Genomic DNA, 16,593 nt, shown 5'->3' on the forward strand with positions numbered 1-16,593 from the left:
ATGTAGCTGCAAAATTATAAATAATAATCACATCAACCGATAAAAAATCACTTAATCTTAATAAGGGAAATAATAAACAAAATCCATCCTAAAATTAACAACAAACCTCCCAAAGGCGTAATAAAACCAATACTTTTGAGAGACACCCCTAAAACCTCATCAATCACCAAAAGATAAATTGATCCAGAAAAAAGAATCATTCCGCTCAGGAAAAAATAAAAAACCCTTTTTTTGACGGCATCCGTTAAAATGCTCATATTTCCCAAAATCAAGCAAACAATTGCATGATACATTTGATATCGGACTCCTGTAGTAAAAGAGTTTATATTATCATTATCTACTAATTTTTCTAATCCATGAGCTCCAAAAGCTCCCAAAAGCACTGCTATTAATCCAGCAACTGCACCGGTAATCAAAATTGTTTTGTTTATTGATTTTTTATTCATAATTGATCATATTCTTGCCAAAATACAAGTATTTAGACACGTTTTTTAACAATATATAATTAATAGGTCAAAATTGAGAACCTACTTTTTAAGGTATTTATTACATTCGTATCAAAGTTATCAAAATAATAATAGGTATGCGCAAGATACTGGTCATTGGTGCAGGTAAATCTACTGCAGTTTTAATTAAATATTTTCAGGATAAATCAATTACTGAAAAACTACATATCACAATTGGAGATATTTCTATTGAAAACGCAAATAAGTTAGCCGGAGGTCATCCCAACACCACTGCAATTCAATTAGATGTCTTTAATAAAGATTCTCGCAAAAAAGCTATTCAAGAAGCCGACATTGTCGTATCCATGCTTCCTGCCAGATTTCATATCGAAGTAGCCAAAGATTGCTTACAATTTGACAAGTGTATGGTTACCGCCTCTTATGTTAGTGAAGAAATGCAGGCATTAGATGAAGAGGTTAAGAAAAAAGGACTCATTTTTATGAATGAGATCGGTGTAGATCCGGGTATTGATCATATGAGTGCGATGCAGGTAATAGATCGTATCCGAAATCAAGGTGGTAAAATCATTCTTTTTGAATCTTTTACCGGAGGTCTTGTAGCTCCTGAAAGTGACACCAATCTATGGAATTATAAATTCACCTGGAATCCTCGCAATGTTGTTGTTGCCGGTCAAGGTGGTGCAGCAGAATTTTTACAGGAAGGAACCTATAAATATATACCTTATCACAAACTATTTAGAAGAACTGAATTTCTTGAAGTCGAAGGACACGGTCGTTTTGAGGCATATGCTAATAGAAATTCGTTAAAATATCAAAGTATTTACGGATTGAAGGATATTCTAACTTTATATCGAGGTACAATTCGTAGAGTTGGATTTTCTAAAGCCTGGAATACTTTTGTTCAACTAGGCATGACAGCAGATGATTATACGCTTATGAATTCTGAAAACATGAGCTATCGAGATTTTACCAATTCTTTTTTAGCATATTCCCCTACTGATTCTGTAGAATTAAAACTGCGTCATTACCTAAAAATCGATCAGGATGACATCATGTGGGATAAGCTTCTTGAATTAGATATCTTTAACCCTAATAAAAAAGTAGGAATCCCTAATGCTACTCCAGCTCAGATTCTTCAAAAAATCCTAATGGATAAATGGACATTAGATGAAGGAGATAAGGATATGATTGTGATGTACCATAAATTTGGATACGAATTAAATGGTGAACGCAAGCAAATTGACGCGACCATGGTTAGCAAAGGCGAAGACCAAACGTATACCGCAATGGCCAGAACAGTAGGCTTACCAGTTGCCATGGCTACACTACGTATCCTAAACAAACATATTACAAGTCCAGGTGTTCAAATTCCAATTCATGAAGAAGTATATGAACCTATATTAAAAGAACTGGAAGAGTACGGAATTATATTCAAAGAAAAAGAACTTGACTATTTAGGATACAATCCTGATGGAGTAAGAGGGTAGAAATACTAATTCTTCTTCTTTTTAAAAACTCTATTATAGCTTTTTAATTAGATTTTAAATCAGAAGCTGTATTTTTGATTACTAACTGTAATCATTAAGATTAATGAAAAAGCAAAACGGAAACCTAAAAATAGATGGTATCGACAAAGAGATTCTTCGCAATCTTATGGAGGATGCTCGTAGACCGATTCTGGAAATTGCTCGTAAATTAGGAATTTCTGGAGCTGCTATTCATCAACGTTTACGTAAACTAGAAGCTTCAGGATTAATAGCTGGCTCGAAGTTTATTATAGACCCCAAAGTCCTTGGTTACAAAACCATGGCTTTTGTAGGCGTATTCCTCGATAAAGCAGTTAGCAATCCTAAAGCTGTAAAGCAACTTAAGAATATCCCTGAAGTGATAGAGTGTCATTACACTACAGGTAATTGGTCAATTTTTATCAAAATACTCTGTAAAGACAACGAACATCTAATGAATGTATTAAACAAAGACATTCAGGCTATTGAAGGCGTATCTCGAACAGAGACCTTTATCTCTCTAAATCAACAGATTGATCGGCAGATTAATATATAATATCTACTACTATCTCCTTCTACCAAGGATTTGTAAAGCAAAGTACAATAAGGTTGCCAGAGAACCAATAGCCGCAACTACATAGGTCCTTGCCGCCCATTTTAGAGCATCTTTTGCCCCAGCATGTTCCTGATTTGTTAGCATATTACTTTTCTCAAGCCAAACCAATGCTCGTTTACTAGCATCATATTCTACAGGAAGTGTTATAAATGTAAACAATGTACTTGTTGCATATAACCCTAACCCTATCATAGCTACGGTTTCTCCTAATTGCATACTTGCCATTAGTGCAATTCCTCCCATAATAACCCACATAGACATTTTTGAAGCAATACTTACTACAGGAACAAGTTTTGAACGCATTGTTAACCACGTATATGCAGTGGCATGCTGCACTGCATGTCCGCATTCATGAGCCGCAACCGCTGCTGCTGCTGCATTACGTTGATTATATACACCTTCACTAAGGTTTACAGTTTTATTTGCGGGGTTATAGTGATCTGTCAGCATTCCCGGAGTAGAGATCACTTTTACATCTCTTATACCATTATCCTGTAACATTTTTTGTGCTATCTCAGCGCCACTCATTCCGTTTTGTAAATGTAATTTTGAATAGTGATTAAATTTACTTTTTAAACGAGAACTTACCAGACCGCTTATCAAGGCTATTGCCCCTACAAGTATATAGTATCCTAAATAACCTGTCATCATAATTCTTATTCTTTTAAATTAAATAATTAAAATGTCCATGCCGGACATTATAAAGTTACAATATAAAAAGCAAAAACCTCGCCATTACAGCGAGGTCTTCAGTTAAATAAACTTGAGTTAGCCAATAAGTCGAGTTTAATTTATATACGTATTCACATCCTTTAAAGGAAGGTCAAAAGCTTCTGATATTGCAGGATACACAACATCTCCGCCAATTACGTTCAATCCTTTTTTAAGAGGTTCATTATCTGCACAAGCAGCTTTCCAACCTTTATTTGCCAATTGAACAGCATATGGCAAAGTGACATTAGTTAATGCCAAAGTTGACGTATAAGGTACTGCTCCTGGCATATTTGCCACAGAATAATGTACCACATCATCTATAATATATACAGGATCCTGATGCGTTGTTGGTTTAGTTGTTTCAAAACATCCTCCCTGATCAACGGCAACATCTACTAATACCGTTCCTGTACGCATTTCTTTAAGCATATCACGGGTAATTAATTTTGGAGCCTTTGCACCAGGAATTAACACTCCACCAATAATAAGGTCTGATGTCTTAATATGTCTACGAATTGTATATTCATTCGAAAATTCAGTATTTACATTTGCCGGCATCACATCATCCAAATAACGTAATCTCTTCATACTGATATCCAAAATCGTAACATCAGCACCCATACCTGCAGCCATTTTTGCAGCTTGCGTTCCTACAACACCTCCACCTAATACTAATACTTTAGCAGGTGCAACACCAGGAACTCCTCCAAGAAGAATTCCTCTTCCTTTTAAAGGTTTTTCAAGATACTTAGCTCCTTGTTGGATAGACATTCTACCTGCAACCTCACTCATCGGGGTTAACAGTGGCAAACTGCGATCTGGATCTTCAACTGTTTCATAAGAAATACATACTGATTGATTCTCAATCATTGCTTTTGTCAAAGGCTCACTTGATGCAAAATGGAAATATGTAAAAAGTAATTGATCTTTCTTGATCAATTTATATTCTGGCTCTATAGGCTCTTTTACTTTAATAATCATTTCTGCAATCGCATATACCTCTTCAATTGTAGGTAAAATCTTTGCTCCCGCATCAACGTATTCTTCATCACTAAATCCACTTTGAACACCCGCAGTATGCTGAATGTAAACAGTATGACCATGCTTAACAAGCTCCATGGTACCAGCAGGTGTAACACCTACTCTATTCTCATTATTCTTGATCTCCTTAGGAACACCAATTATCATATTCTTATTTTTTGGTCGAAAATAGAAGTTTTCTTGAAATAAAACAATAAAATATATCTAAAAAATATCTTATCAATAATCTGTAGAATTTTAACTAATCTTGTTAAAAAACAATCAGTTTAACGAATTTTTCCCCGCTTTAATAAGAATATCAAAACAGGTATTTAATAAAATGGCAAATTACTGATACTATTTTTATCAAAGCACACCATAATAAAAATCCTAAAAAGCTAAGAATCCTCCTACAATTTATATAAAAAACTTAAAAAAACAATCCTATGGTATACAATAAACTGCTACAAAACTTAAATGTTACAAATAACAAATAATCTCACCTGCAGATCTTATATACCTATCTACTCGTTAAAACTAGAATACTTGAAGTTTTATCTATCCTACTACATTTACAATTTTTCCAGGAACTACGATCACTTTTTTAGGTTCGCGGCCTGCTAATTGTTGTTGCGTTTTTTCATGCGCCATTACTGCAGCTTCGATATCTTCTTTACTCATATCTAATGGCAATTCCATTTCAAAACGCTTTTTCCCATTAAAAGAAATAGGATACATCTTGGCACTTTCTACCAGATGAGCCGAATCAAAAACAGGAAAAGCAGCTGTAGCTATAGATTGAGTATTCTCTAGTTTTGACCATAACTCTTCTGCAATATGTGGTGCATATGGTGAGATCAATATTAAAAGTGGTTCAAGAATCGCTTTACTATTACATTTCTGAGCAGTTAACTCATTTACAGCAATCATAAAAGTACTCACCGAAGTATTAAAAGAGAAGTTCTCAATATCTTCTTCTACTTTTTTGATGGTTTTATGAAGTGTTTTCAGGTTATCCTTTGTTGGTTCTGTATCTGTTACTTCAAACACATCTCCATTATGATAGAGTTTATAAAGTTTCTTAAGGAAGTTATGAACTCCGGTAATCCCTGCAGTATTCCAGGGTTTTGCCTGTTCTAATGGCCCTAAAAACATCTCGTACAAACGTAGCGTATCTGCTCCATAATCATTACAGATATCATCTGGATTTACCACATTAAACCATCGTTTGGACATTTTTTCTACCTCACGACCCACAATATATTTATCATCTTCAAGTATAAATTCTGCATCCTTAAATTGAGGTTGCCAATTTCTTAAACCTTCAAGATCTAATTCATCTGAGCTGTTTATTAAACCAACATCCACTCTAAGCTCTTCAGTTTCATACTGTGCAATCAATCCTTTAGACACATATTGACTAGTACCGCTTACTCTGTATACGATGGCACTTGTGCCTAGAATCATCCCTTGATTAATAAGTTTTTTAGCAAACTCATCAACTGGCAGATATCCTCTATCAAATAAAAACTTCTGCCAAAAACGAGAATACAAAAGGTGACCGGTAGCATGCTCACTTCCTCCTATATATAGATCTACATCTTTCCAATAGGCAATTGCATCTTTTGAAAAAATTGCTTCTTCATTAGATGGATCCATATAGCGATTAAAATAATATGAACTCCCAGCCCATCCTGGCATGGTATTTAATTCTAACGGGAATATCGTTTTATGATCTATTTGATCATTATCCACTACTTTATTCTCATTAGTATCCCAAGCCCAAACGGTAGCTCTACCTAATGGTGGTTCTCCTGTTTCTGTTGGCAAATATTTCTCAACTTCTGGTAATTGAATAGGTAGATGTTTTAAATCAATCATCTGCGGCATCCCATCTACATAATATACAGGAAAAGGCTCTCCCCAATAACGCTGACGACTAAATACCGCATCTCGAAGTCGATAGTTGATTTTTCCAACTCCTTGTCCTAATTGCTCTAGCTCATAGATCGCTCTTTTGGTTGCCTTTTTATAATTCAATCCGTTTAAGAAATCTGAGTTTCCTATTACGGTCTTCTCTTTATCTGCAAAAGCTTCTTCAGAGATATCAACTCCCTCAAAAATATTAGGGATTTTAATATCAAAATGCTTTGCAAAATCATAATCTCTTTGATCTCCGCAAGGAACTGCCATTACTGCTCCTGTTCCATATCCTGCTAACACATAGTCTCCTATCCAGATAGGTATTGATTCTTTGGTAAATGGATGTTCTGCATAGGCTCCTGTAAATACACCACTAATCGTTTTTACGTCTGCCATACGATCTCTTTCACTTCTTTTTGAAGTCGCTTCAACATATGCTTCTACAGCTTGTTTTTGTTCTGGAGTCGTAATCTTTTGCACCAATTCATGTTCTGGCGCCAAGGTCATAAAACTTACTCCAAAAATAGTATCAGGACGTGTTGTAAAAACTTCTATAGTAGCGTTGTGATCTTTTACATTAAAAATCACACTTGCTCCTTCAGAACGACCAATCCAATTGGTTTGTGAATCTTTTAATGGTTGTGGCCAATCGATCGTTGTAAGTCCGTCTAATAACCGCTGTGCATATGCTGAGATTCTCATACTCCACTGCGTCATTTTTTTACGAATCACCGGATATCCTCCTCGTTCAGAAACTCCGTTTACAATTTCATCATTTGCCAGTACCGTTCCTAATTGCGGGCACCAATTAACCTCAGTTTCTGCCAGGTAGGTTAACCTGTATTTTAATAATACTTCTTGCTTTTCTTTAGAAGTAAATCCATTCCATTCTTCTGCAGAAAATGTAGTTACATCTTCATCACAGATAGCTTTAATTTCTGTATTTCCTGTTGTAGAAAACAGAGTTTCCAGTTCAGAAATTTCTCTGGCTTTATCTTCATCTATATCGTACCACGAATTAAAAAGCTCAGTAAATATCCATTGTGTCCATTTATAAAATTTTGGATCACTGGTTCTCACTTCTCTACTCCAATCAAAAGAGAACCCTATTTTATCAAGCTGCTCACGATAACGAGCAATATTTTCTTTGGTAGTTATTGCTGGATGTTGCCCTGTCTGGATCGCATATTGTTCTGCTGGCAATCCAAAAGAGTCATATCCTTGAGGGTGCAATACATTAAATCCTTTGTGGCGTTTATATCGCGCATAGATATCACTGGCAATATATCCTAGCGGATGTCCCACGTGCAGACCAGCACCAGAAGGATATGGAAACATATCCAGTACATAATATTTTGGTTTGTCGCTGTTATTTTCTGCTTTAAACGTTCCGTTCTCTGCCCAATGTTTTTGCCATTTGGCTTCAATAGTATTAAAATCGTATTGCATTACCTCGGTTTTTCAGACCGCAAATTTACTAAAACCTTCAAGGTTATGGAAGCCTTACCTATTTATTTACGTGCTTTATTCTCCATGGGTAATAAACATTGATAAATAAAGGCATTTGTAGGTGTTGAAATATTATATTTTTTGCCTTCTCTAACAATAAAACCATTAAAATTATCCAATTCTGATGGTCGTCCTTCCATAATATCGCGCTGCGTAGATGCTGTAGAATCATATGGTTGTTTGCCAACAAACATTATAATCTTATCCACTATATCTTCAGGCATTGCAACATCTTTTGCCAATGCTATTTTATAAATTTCTGTCGCTGTCTGTCTAAGCATCTGATTAAGACCTTTATCCTCATACATTTCTCCTATGGTAGCTCTTGTCAATGCTCCCAAACCACTAACCGTAGCTATAAACATAAATTTACTCCATATATCTACCTGGATATTATCTGCAATTACATTCTTAAAACCTGCCTGGTCAAATATTGTTTTTATCTGCTTAAGTCGCTCTGTTTTTTCTTGGTTTAACTCCCCAAAAACTATCTCTGGAGAAAACCCAAAATGAGAAATAACTCCTGGGGCTTCTATTTTACTATAGATTCTGCACAATCCCCCAACCACGTGTTTTGAATCCAAAACAGACAACAACTTTTCTGCATTATCTGCTCCGTTCTGTAGTGGTATCACCACTGTACTTTCTTTTAGAATTGGTTTAATCGCGGTTGCAGCTTCTTTTACCTGCCAGGACTTGGTACAAATCAATATTAAATCTGCTTTGCCAACTTCAGCGATAGTATTTGTTGCCAAAAAAGGGTTGGTTATAAAATCACCTTCAATACTTTTGACCTGTAATCCTTTTTGTTTTATAGCCTCAAGGTGTTTTCCTCTGGCAATTAAAGTTACTTTTTGGCCTGAATTTGAGATTTTACCTCCAAAAAAACCTCCAACACCACCAACTCCTACGATTACTGTATGCATATATTTTTATTATTTAGCTTTATCAATAACATCTCCATTATATAGAATAGAACAATGATTCATTATTCTGATATCCCTAATTTAACCAAATAATATTATTAAAGGCATTTTATATTTATAACTAAATACAAGGAGGGATTTACTGACATTATAGCAATCCCTCCTTACTATTTTTATATATTATTGAATACCAATCCCTGGCATACATATATATACGGTAGGACTACTTGGACAGCTTTTACTCTGATCGAAAGAAGTACACCTTCCTCCACCAGCACAATCTGCACTAGATGAACATTCATTTTGAGCACAATCTGCTCTATTGAACATCCCTCCATTAATCGAACTTTGTTCTTTTTTACCTAATTTCTCAACTTTTTCTAAATTTAAAATATTCCGTAACATAATAGATTTATTTTTTTAACCCTGAACATTTAGTGACACTCAAGACTTATGTCAATTTCCTTGCAAGAATTTTATATCTGTTACGGAAAACGTAAAATCTTACCCGTTAAATCTAATAATAATACGTTTGTGATTATAATTCACATAGATTAGCTACATATAGCCATAAGAAAACAATAAAATGTTTCTAATCTTTCGTACTACTTCAAACAACAAAAATGTTGATTGTTAGTTATTTTTTTACCCATTTGATTCATTATGTATAAAAGCAGATAACCAAACCAACAGATCTATTTATTCTAAAATGAGATTCATTTTAAAATAAAAAGTCTCATTAACTTTATTATTTTTACCTTCAAATTATATCTACATGAGTTCATCTTTTGAAAAATATCAGAAACGACGCTTAATATCTTCTTATTTCTCTGTGGTTATTAGTATCTCTCTGGTGTTATTCTTATTAGGTTTGCTTGGTTTATTAGTATTAAACACTAAGAAAGTAGCTGATCATTTTAAAGAGAAAATTGCGTTAACAATTTATCTAAAAGATACTGCCAAAGAGGTAGAAATTAAGCAACTTGAAAAAAGTCTTGCGCTTGCTGAGTACACAAAATCTACTGTTTTTATTTCTAAAGACACCGCTGCTGAGGAACACAGTAAAGATATTGGCGAAAACTTTATGGATTTTCTTGGATACAATCCACTTCAAAATTCTATCGATGTATATCTTAAAGCTGATTTTGTAGATCAGGTAAAAATCGAAGAGATCAATGAATCGATCATCAAAAAAGATTTTGTAGATGAAGTTACTTATGACAAGCCTTTAATTTCATTATTGAATGACAACATCAAACGCATTAGTTTTTGGGTGTTATTAATAAGTGGAATTTTTACGTTTATCGCTGTTTTACTTATTAATAGTTCGATACGGTTATCTGTATATTCTAAAAGATTCATTATCAAAACCATGCAAATGGTGGGAGCCACCAAAAAATTTATCAGAAGACCTTTTGTATGGAAAAGTGTTCGCTTGGGAATGATTGGTGCTATTGTTGCTCTTATAGGTGTGGGAGTTGTATTGTATTATCTCAATAAGACTTTTCCAGAATTAGCATTATTAGATGATAAGATCTTACTTATTATATTGTTTTTGGGTGTTTTTGGAATTGGAGTTCTAATTACCTGGATCAGCACATTCTTTGCTACCCAGCGTTTTCTTAATCTAAGGACAGATGAACTTTATTATTAGCACCAATAACAATTAAGATTTGATATCCAGAGTTAAATGATTATTAATGAATTTTATCAAATCCCCAAAACAACAAAAAATAAATAAATGAAAAGTATTTTTTTAAGTGCACTGAGATGGGATATTGATCCTGAAATCTTTATACTTTTTGGCACTTTTCCTATCAAGTACTACGGGATTCTTTTTGTTACAGGTCTGTTATTGAGTTATGAAGTTGTGAAACGAGTTTATAAATCCGAAAATATTCCTGTTGAGGATCTTGAAAAACTCTCAACCTATCTTTTTATCGGAATTTTTGTTGGAGCAAGAGTTGGACATTGTTTATTCTATGATTTCGCATATTTTTCCAAACATCCATTAGAGATTCTTTTACCCTTTCAGGTTATTGACGGCAATTGGCACTTTACAGGATATGCTGGTTTAGCAAGTCATGGAGGTGCTATCGGAATCTTAATTGCCATTATCCTGTATATCAAAAAAACGAAAACTTCGTTTCTATGGATTATGGATAAGATTAGTATTGGGATCCCTATAGGATGTGCTTTTATTCGTTTTGGTAATTTTATGAATTCTGAAATCTATGGAAAACCAACTGATGGAGATTATGGGGTAATATTTATGAGAGATGATATGATCCCCCGTCATCCTACTCAATTGTATGAAGCTTTCTCATTTTTAGCTGTTTTTGTTATCTTATGGTATTTGAATAAAAAGAAATCGTCGAGCGTGCAAAACGGGTTTATTTTTGGACTATTCCTGATTCTAATGTTTTCTGCACGTTTAATTATAGAGTTTTTAAAAGAGAATCAGGTTGCTTTTGAGGATAGTATGGCACTAAATATGGGGCAGCTATTGAGTATTCCTTTTATATTAGCTGGTGCTGCCTTATTATTGATAAATAGAAAGAATTTTAAATTTAGAACTATATAGGTATGGGTAAAATAGGAAAAGTATGGTTTTCTGTTGTTTTTGTACTCTTTATCGCATTTATGTGGGTAGTGGTACAAACTTTTAAACCCATTCGAAACGTTCAACCCGATGAAGTTATGGAAATCAAAGGTAAAGTTGTTGATATCCAAGAGGGTTCCAGTTTTGATATTGTAATTACATTAGAAAACGATGATCATTACTACTACATTAACCGCGGTTTAGAATATAACTTAACTTTAGAACAATTACGTAATGATATTCTGAATAAAACTGTTACTTTGTACCCTATTAATAGATGGACTCTATTTACACGAGATGGTGTAATGGGACACATCTCAAAATTAATGATTGACGATAAGGTCATTTATAACGAAATAAATAACGATATTCATGAGCAAACAATCCGATAAAAATATACAGCACAAACCTGATTTTGTTTTTGGTAAAAAGAACTATACAATGATGGCAATAGGTATAGCCGTTATTGCATTTGGGTTTATTCTTATGGCAGGTGGAGGAAGTGACGATCCTAATGTTTTTAATCCTGATATATATAATTTCAGAAGGATTCGTTTAGCTCCTACTATAGTTTTGATAGGTTTTGGTATTGAGGCATATGCCATCTTATTAGATCCTGATAAGAAGAAAAAACAGTAATTCTGTAATTTATCTTTCGGTAATTATATATTTGCATCGAATTTTAAGAAAACCTATACTTCTACATGGAAATCATTGATGCAATTATATTAGGAGTTGTGCAAGGACTTACAGAATTCTTGCCAGTTTCTTCAAGTGGACACTTAGAGATTGGTAAAGCTATTTTAGGTGATAAAAGTGTGCCAGAAGAGTCTCTGCTTTTTACTGTAGTTCTACATTTTGCTACTGCTCTTAGTACCATTGTAGTTTTTAGAAAAGATATTCTCATAATTCTTAAAGGGTTATTACAATTCAAAAAAAACGAAGAAACCTTATTCTCTTTAAAAATCATTATTTCAATGATTCCTGCCGTATTAGTAGGTCTGTTTTTTGAAGAACAATTAGAGCAACTTTTTGGAGGTAGTATTCTTTTTGTAGGGTGTATGCTTATTATTACAGCAGCTTTATTATGGTTTGCAGATAAAGCAATAAATACTTTAAAACCTGTAAGCACTTCAAATGCATTTGTAATTGGTATTGCTCAAGCCATCGCTATGTTACCAGGGATTTCGCGTAGTGGTGCTACGATCTCAACTTCAGTTTTATTAGGTAATGATAAAACTAAGGCTGCTCGTTTTTCTTTCTTAATGGTGATCCCTTTGATTTTTGGTAAAATTGCAAAAGATCTTTTAAGCGGAGATCTTAATTTCTCTTCAGAAAATAGCATTCCTATTGCTCTTGGTTTTTTTGCTGCTTTTATTTCAGGTCTTTTTGCCTGTACGTGGATGATTTCTTTAGTAAAAAAGAGCAAATTAACTTATTTCGCCGTATATTGTATACTAGTAGGCCTACTTGCCATAGGTTTTGGTTTGATTAAATAGCCCCGTATGTTAACCGAACAAGATTTTAAAGATGGTCAAATCCTTTTGATCGACAAACCGTTGCAATGGACTTCGTTCCAGGTTGTAAACAAACTACGTTGGCTAATCCGTAAAAATTTCGGTATAAAAAAAATAAAAGTTGGGCATGCAGGTACTTTAGATCCGCTTGCATCGGGACTATTGGTCATTTGCACTGGGAAATTTACCAAACGCATACAGGAGTTTCAAGGACAGATCAAAGAATATACAGGTACCATTACCTTAGGAGGCACGACACCTTCTTACGATCTTGAGACAGAGATAGATCAAACCTTCTCTATTGAGCATATCTCTGAAGATATGATCAAAGAAGCTACCGCAAGTTTTATAGGGAAAATAGAACAGTATCCTCCTGTGTTTTCTGCCTTAAAAAAAGATGGAAAACGATTGTATGAATATGCACGAGAAGGAGAAGAGGTTAAAGTAGATCCTCGGACAATAGAAATTTCGACCTTTGAAATCACCAGAATAGAAATGCCTGAAGTTGATTTTAGAGTGGTATGTAGTAAAGGAACTTATATCAGATCATTAGCTCATGATTTTGGTAAAGTATTAGATAGTGGAGCGCATTTAACCGCTTTAAGAAGAACCAAAATTGGAGCATTTAAAGTTGAAGAAGCTATTACACCAGAAGTTTTTGAGAAACAGTTGCACTCAAAAATTGAAACGGTATAAAATATTGTTGAACAAAAGTAGTTATAGATATCTATGGAATTTATAGAAAAACATAAAGCCTTGATAATCACCTCTATGCTGATGGGTATTTTTGTACTTAGCCTCTATAACATCAACATGATTAACAAGCAAAAGGAACAATCTGAAATATTGATGGAAATTCCTGAAGAACTTATTGAAGAATTAACAAAACAAGAAGAAGAGCCTCCACAACCCGAAGAAGATAGACAACTTATTGCTTCAAAAAGAACGCACGATGCCTTTAATGAAGATTTTGAAGACCCAGATGAGTTTGAAGAACGCATTAAATCCTTAACCGAGGCAGAACAAGAAATAGAACCGGTAGAAGAGTCTCCTAATGAAGAGGTTGCTATAGACGAACCCAAAAAGGAAGAACCTAAAGAAGAAGCAAAAGAAACCAATAACAAATATAGTTCTTCAAGCTGGAGTCTAAAAGGACGAAAACTGGTTGGTAAAATACCTAATCCTGTATATACCTGTAATGGAAGTGGAAAAGTAGTCGTTAAAATTGAAGTAAATAATAATGGCTATGTTGTTGATGCCAAAGTGGATAAAAGAAGTTCTACAACAAGAAATGAATGTCTTTTTGATAATGCTATGGATTATGCAAAAAAGGCTTTATTCTCCAGATCTGAGGTAAAAGAACAAGACGGAACGATTACGTATTACTTTAATTATAGTAATTAGTAATGCAGGTTTTGTAAATCCCGCCATATCTAGTAATCTCACAACAACACTCTATATTTATTGACAAGGGAAATCTGACTAAAAACCGTACAACGTTCCCACAAAGTATTACTTTAATTGACGATTTTTAGTCTTCTTATATTTTCCCCTAATTCAAATTACTATTTAAGCATGGTAAGCATATCTTCTGCGACGTTCTTACCTTTATCTTTATTATACCAGATTTGCAGATCTTCTTTAAACTGAGGGCTTAAACTACCGTGCTCTGCTTTATAGTCATGTACCATCTGCGTGGCTACAGAAGGTCTTGGTCCCCATGAATGTAATACCTCTTTACTTTGATTATCAAAAACAATCAACTTAGGGATCGACTTGCCTCCATTTGTTAAAAAATTACTCATCAGTTCATCGTTATCATCTCTGGAGATAATTCGTAGATCAATACCCTCATTCATCTCGGCTAGTTTATTAATAACCGGTAACGATTGGGCAGCATCACCACACCACCCTTCAGTTAATACTAACCAGGTTACATCTGTAGTAGCTTTTGTAAACGCATCTTTAACAGATTCATCTATTTTTATGGTTTTATCCAGTCTTTTCATTCTGCGATCATTAAGCATACTATAATTAGTTAAAGCTTCTGATTGCTCGTGACCGGTAGATTTTCCTTCTGCTAGTAGCGTCTTAACTTCTTCTTTATATTCTTGATAAGATTGAGAGTTATTTACTCCTTCTTCTATTAATTTATGTATTGTAGTTGTTGTCGTCTCCATATTTCTTCTGGTATTTATCTATAGGACGAAGTTAATATCAAAAACTTACAATCTCCACTAGTAGTAAATATTATTAAGGTATTTAAAAAATTTATATTAAAAACATCACTGAAAACGGTGAAATTACTTTCACTGGTATAGATGTAGTACAGTAATCACTTATGTCGAATCTTTGCAATGCCAACCTCATATAAAAACAAACAACCCAAAGTTTATTTATATATAGCTGCAAATCAATAAAAAAAGAAAAAAACCTATTATCTTTAAGAAGAATAGACAGATTAAACTTTGAGCATTTGAGAATATTTATCATTATTATATACTTATTAACCCCACGCATTTTTGTCTTTGCACAGCAAGACAAAACATATACTTCTCTAGAAGATGCTTTGACCCATACGGAACTGGTATATAAGTTAAATATTGATAATACTGATATAACCGAAATCCCTGATGAGATCGGAACATTACAGAATCTACAAGTTTTTAATGCGAGTGGAAATCAAATATCATCATTACCAAAATCCTTTGAAAATCTCAAAAACTTACAAACTTTAAACCTAAAGAATAATAAACTCACCCAGTTGCCAAAAAACATAGGCAATCTGATAAATCTGGAGGTGATTATCTTATCAGATAACCAAATAGAGGTATTACCAGAATCCTTTGGAAACCTTAAGAAATTAGGATGGTTGATTTTAAAGGGAAATCAAATCAATACGTTACCAGAGTCATTTCAGAATTTAGCTGATTTAAGAAAATTAGATTTAAGAGAAAATCAATTGACTGAGTTACCTGACAATTTTGGAAACCTGGCACACCTACAAGAGTTTTTATTAGAGCAAAACCAGCTAACCAAACTACCCGAAACGTTTGGCAATCTAAAAAACCTGGAAGCCTTGGATTTATCCAATAATCAAATTACGAAATTGCCAGTATCATTTGGAAATCTCTCTAAACTAGAATGGTTAATCATCAAAGAAAATAAACTTAACCAATTGCCAAAATCCTTAAGCAACCTTAATAGCTTAAAACTATTATTTCTAAACCATAATAAGATCAGTAAACTGCCATTGCAAATAACAAACCTAGAAGGACTACAACGATTAGATCTGTCTGGCAATAAATTATCTGATTCTGAAAAAGAAAAATGCAAGGAGCTTTTACCCAACTGCAGAATTAGTTTTGACAGCAGTTATTATTCTCTAAAAAAAGCATTACGTAATCGAAAAAAAGTACACAGTCTATACCTCACCAATAAGAGAATTGCCAAACTACCAGAATCTGTTGGGTATCTTAAAAACCTAGAAGAGTTGCATTTAAGGAACAATAGACTTACAGAACTGCCTCCTTCTATAGAAAAATTAAAAAAGCTTAGAGTGCTTTCGCTATCCTATAATAAAATATCAAAATTACCCGCATCTGTTAGCGAATTAAAAGGCCTGCAAGAATTACACCTGGATGGCAATAAACTTACTCAGATTCCGGCATCTATTGCAAACTTAAAAAACCTAAAACTCCTTAGGATATTTGGCAGTAATCTACCTGAAACTCAAAAAGAACGTATTAAACTATTACTACCTAATTGTAAGATCAGTTTTTAGAGTATTGAAA

17 protein-coding genes are annotated in these 16,593 nt (G+C 33.9%); 10 read left to right on the forward strand and 7 right to left on the reverse strand.

From position 1 onward, the window contains the following. Positions 1-47 precede the first annotated feature (47 nt). Positions 48-446 (reverse strand): DUF423 domain-containing protein, encoded by a 399-nt coding sequence (locus U0D62_RS05245; RefSeq protein WP_322194294.1) that lies wholly within the window; start codon positions 444-446, stop codon positions 48-50. Between the two features lie 137 nt (positions 447-583). Here U0D62_RS05245 and U0D62_RS05250 point away from each other — a divergent pair, with 137 nt between their 5' ends. Both U0D62_RS05250 and U0D62_RS05255 read left to right on the forward strand, forming a co-directional pair. Then, positions 584-1,954, forward strand: coding sequence for a saccharopine dehydrogenase family protein (locus U0D62_RS05250; RefSeq protein ID WP_322194295.1), 1,371 nt, complete (start codon positions 584-586; stop codon positions 1,952-1,954). A 103-nt stretch (positions 1,955-2,057) separates the two neighbouring features. Next, a complete protein-coding gene (locus U0D62_RS05255) occupies positions 2,058-2,528 on the forward strand; it encodes an Lrp/AsnC ligand binding domain-containing protein (RefSeq protein ID WP_322194296.1) in 471 nt (156 codons plus the stop codon). Positions 2,529-2,537: 9 nt separating this feature from the next. Here U0D62_RS05255 and U0D62_RS05260 read toward each other — a convergent pair whose 3' ends face one another. From U0D62_RS05260 to U0D62_RS05280, 5 genes are all read right to left on the reverse strand, one after another. Continuing rightward, positions 2,538-3,239, reverse strand: coding sequence for a zinc metallopeptidase (locus tag U0D62_RS05260; protein ID WP_322194297.1), 702 nt, complete (start codon positions 3,237-3,239; stop codon positions 2,538-2,540). A 135-nt stretch (positions 3,240-3,374) separates the two neighbouring features. Next, positions 3,375-4,490, reverse strand: a complete 1,116-nt coding sequence (ald, locus tag U0D62_RS05265) for an alanine dehydrogenase (RefSeq protein WP_322194298.1) — start codon at positions 4,488-4,490, stop codon at positions 3,375-3,377. Between the two features lie 390 nt (positions 4,491-4,880). After that, positions 4,881-7,694, reverse strand: coding sequence for a leucine--tRNA ligase (gene leuS, locus U0D62_RS05270; RefSeq protein ID WP_322194299.1), 2,814 nt, complete (start codon positions 7,692-7,694; stop codon positions 4,881-4,883). A 62-nt stretch (positions 7,695-7,756) separates the two neighbouring features. After that, positions 7,757-8,680, reverse strand: a complete 924-nt coding sequence (locus tag U0D62_RS05275; protein ID WP_322194300.1) for a ketopantoate reductase family protein — start codon at positions 8,678-8,680, stop codon at positions 7,757-7,759. 180 nt (positions 8,681-8,860) lie between these two features. Further along, a complete protein-coding gene (locus tag U0D62_RS05280; protein ID WP_322194301.1) occupies positions 8,861-9,085 on the reverse strand; it encodes a hypothetical protein in 225 nt (74 codons plus the stop codon). 370 nt (positions 9,086-9,455) lie between these two features. Here U0D62_RS05280 and U0D62_RS05285 point away from each other — a divergent pair, with 370 nt between their 5' ends. From U0D62_RS05285 to U0D62_RS05315, 7 genes are all read left to right on the forward strand, one after another. Then, positions 9,456-10,334 carry a cell division protein FtsX gene (locus tag U0D62_RS05285; RefSeq protein WP_322194302.1) on the forward strand — a complete coding sequence of 293 codons (879 nt, stop codon included), beginning with the start codon at positions 9,456-9,458 and terminating at the stop codon, positions 10,332-10,334. An 87-nt stretch (positions 10,335-10,421) separates the two neighbouring features. Beyond that, the gene (lgt, locus tag U0D62_RS05290) at positions 10,422-11,264 is read left to right on the forward strand and encodes a prolipoprotein diacylglyceryl transferase (RefSeq protein WP_322194303.1); all 843 of its coding nucleotides are present in this window, start codon (positions 10,422-10,424) and stop codon (positions 11,262-11,264) included. Positions 11,265-11,266: 2 nt separating this feature from the next. Beyond that, positions 11,267-11,674 carry a hypothetical protein gene (locus tag U0D62_RS05295; RefSeq protein WP_322194304.1) on the forward strand — a complete coding sequence of 136 codons (408 nt, stop codon included), beginning with the start codon at positions 11,267-11,269 and terminating at the stop codon, positions 11,672-11,674. Continuing rightward, complete coding sequence (locus tag U0D62_RS05300; RefSeq protein WP_322194305.1) at positions 11,655-11,921, forward strand: DUF3098 domain-containing protein; 267 nt, start codon at positions 11,655-11,657, stop codon at positions 11,919-11,921. The genes U0D62_RS05295 and U0D62_RS05300 overlap by 20 nt, the downstream gene beginning before the upstream one ends. A gap of 65 nt (positions 11,922-11,986) precedes the next feature. Then, positions 11,987-12,781, forward strand: coding sequence for an undecaprenyl-diphosphate phosphatase (locus U0D62_RS05305; protein ID WP_322194307.1), 795 nt, complete (start codon positions 11,987-11,989; stop codon positions 12,779-12,781). Positions 12,782-12,787: 6 nt separating this feature from the next. Then, positions 12,788-13,495 carry a tRNA pseudouridine(55) synthase TruB gene (truB, locus tag U0D62_RS05310; RefSeq protein ID WP_322194309.1) on the forward strand — a complete coding sequence of 236 codons (708 nt, stop codon included), beginning with the start codon at positions 12,788-12,790 and terminating at the stop codon, positions 13,493-13,495. Positions 13,496-13,612: 117 nt separating this feature from the next. Beyond that, complete coding sequence (locus U0D62_RS05315; protein ID WP_322194311.1) at positions 13,613-14,203, forward strand: energy transducer TonB family protein; 591 nt, start codon at positions 13,613-13,615, stop codon at positions 14,201-14,203. Between the two features lie 161 nt (positions 14,204-14,364). Here the strand turns inward: U0D62_RS05315 and U0D62_RS05320 are convergent, their stop codons facing one another. Beyond that, positions 14,365-14,979 (reverse strand): thioredoxin family protein, encoded by a 615-nt coding sequence (locus U0D62_RS05320; RefSeq protein WP_322194313.1) that lies wholly within the window; start codon positions 14,977-14,979, stop codon positions 14,365-14,367. Positions 14,980-15,275: 296 nt separating this feature from the next. On the opposite strand from U0D62_RS05320, the gene U0D62_RS05325 reads away from it, so the two are divergent. After that, a complete protein-coding gene (locus tag U0D62_RS05325) occupies positions 15,276-16,583 on the forward strand; it encodes a leucine-rich repeat domain-containing protein (protein WP_322194315.1) in 1,308 nt (435 codons plus the stop codon). Positions 16,584-16,593 lie beyond the last annotated feature (10 nt).

It is taken from the genome of Aquimarina callyspongiae (assembly GCF_034322225.1).
Taxonomy (GTDB): Bacteria; Bacteroidota; Bacteroidia; order Flavobacteriales; family Flavobacteriaceae; genus Aquimarina.

Coding starts and splice junctions, on each gene's coding strand:
- U0D62_RS05255 (WP_322194296.1), top strand. CDS start 2,058: ATGAAAAAGCAAAACGGAAACCTAAAAATAGATGGTATCGACAAAGAG.
- U0D62_RS05305 (WP_322194307.1), top strand. CDS start 11,987: ATGGAAATCATTGATGCAATTATATTAGGAGTTGTGCAAGGACTTACA.
- U0D62_RS05280 (WP_322194301.1), bottom strand. CDS start 9,085: ATGTTACGGAATATTTTAAATTTAGAAAAAGTTGAGAAATTAGGTAAA.
- U0D62_RS05250 (WP_322194295.1), top strand. CDS start 584: ATGCGCAAGATACTGGTCATTGGTGCAGGTAAATCTACTGCAGTTTTA.
- U0D62_RS05260 (WP_322194297.1), bottom strand. CDS start 3,239: ATGATGACAGGTTATTTAGGATACTATATACTTGTAGGGGCAATAGCC.
- lgt (WP_322194303.1), top strand. CDS start 10,422: ATGAAAAGTATTTTTTTAAGTGCACTGAGATGGGATATTGATCCTGAA.
- U0D62_RS05320 (WP_322194313.1), bottom strand. CDS start 14,979: ATGGAGACGACAACAACTACAATACATAAATTAATAGAAGAAGGAGTA.
- leuS (WP_322194299.1), bottom strand. CDS start 7,694: ATGCAATACGATTTTAATACTATTGAAGCCAAATGGCAAAAACATTGG.
- truB (WP_322194309.1), top strand. CDS start 12,788: ATGTTAACCGAACAAGATTTTAAAGATGGTCAAATCCTTTTGATCGAC.
- ald (WP_322194298.1), bottom strand. CDS start 4,490: ATGATAATTGGTGTTCCTAAGGAGATCAAGAATAATGAGAATAGAGTA.
- U0D62_RS05245 (WP_322194294.1), bottom strand. CDS start 446: ATGAATAAAAAATCAATAAACAAAACAATTTTGATTACCGGTGCAGTT.
- U0D62_RS05315 (WP_322194311.1), top strand. CDS start 13,613: ATGATTAACAAGCAAAAGGAACAATCTGAAATATTGATGGAAATTCCT.
- U0D62_RS05275 (WP_322194300.1), bottom strand. CDS start 8,680: ATGCATACAGTAATCGTAGGAGTTGGTGGTGTTGGAGGTTTTTTTGGA.
- U0D62_RS05295 (WP_322194304.1), top strand. CDS start 11,267: ATGGGTAAAATAGGAAAAGTATGGTTTTCTGTTGTTTTTGTACTCTTT.
- U0D62_RS05300 (WP_322194305.1), top strand. CDS start 11,655: ATGAGCAAACAATCCGATAAAAATATACAGCACAAACCTGATTTTGTT.
- U0D62_RS05285 (WP_322194302.1), top strand. CDS start 9,456: ATGAGTTCATCTTTTGAAAAATATCAGAAACGACGCTTAATATCTTCT.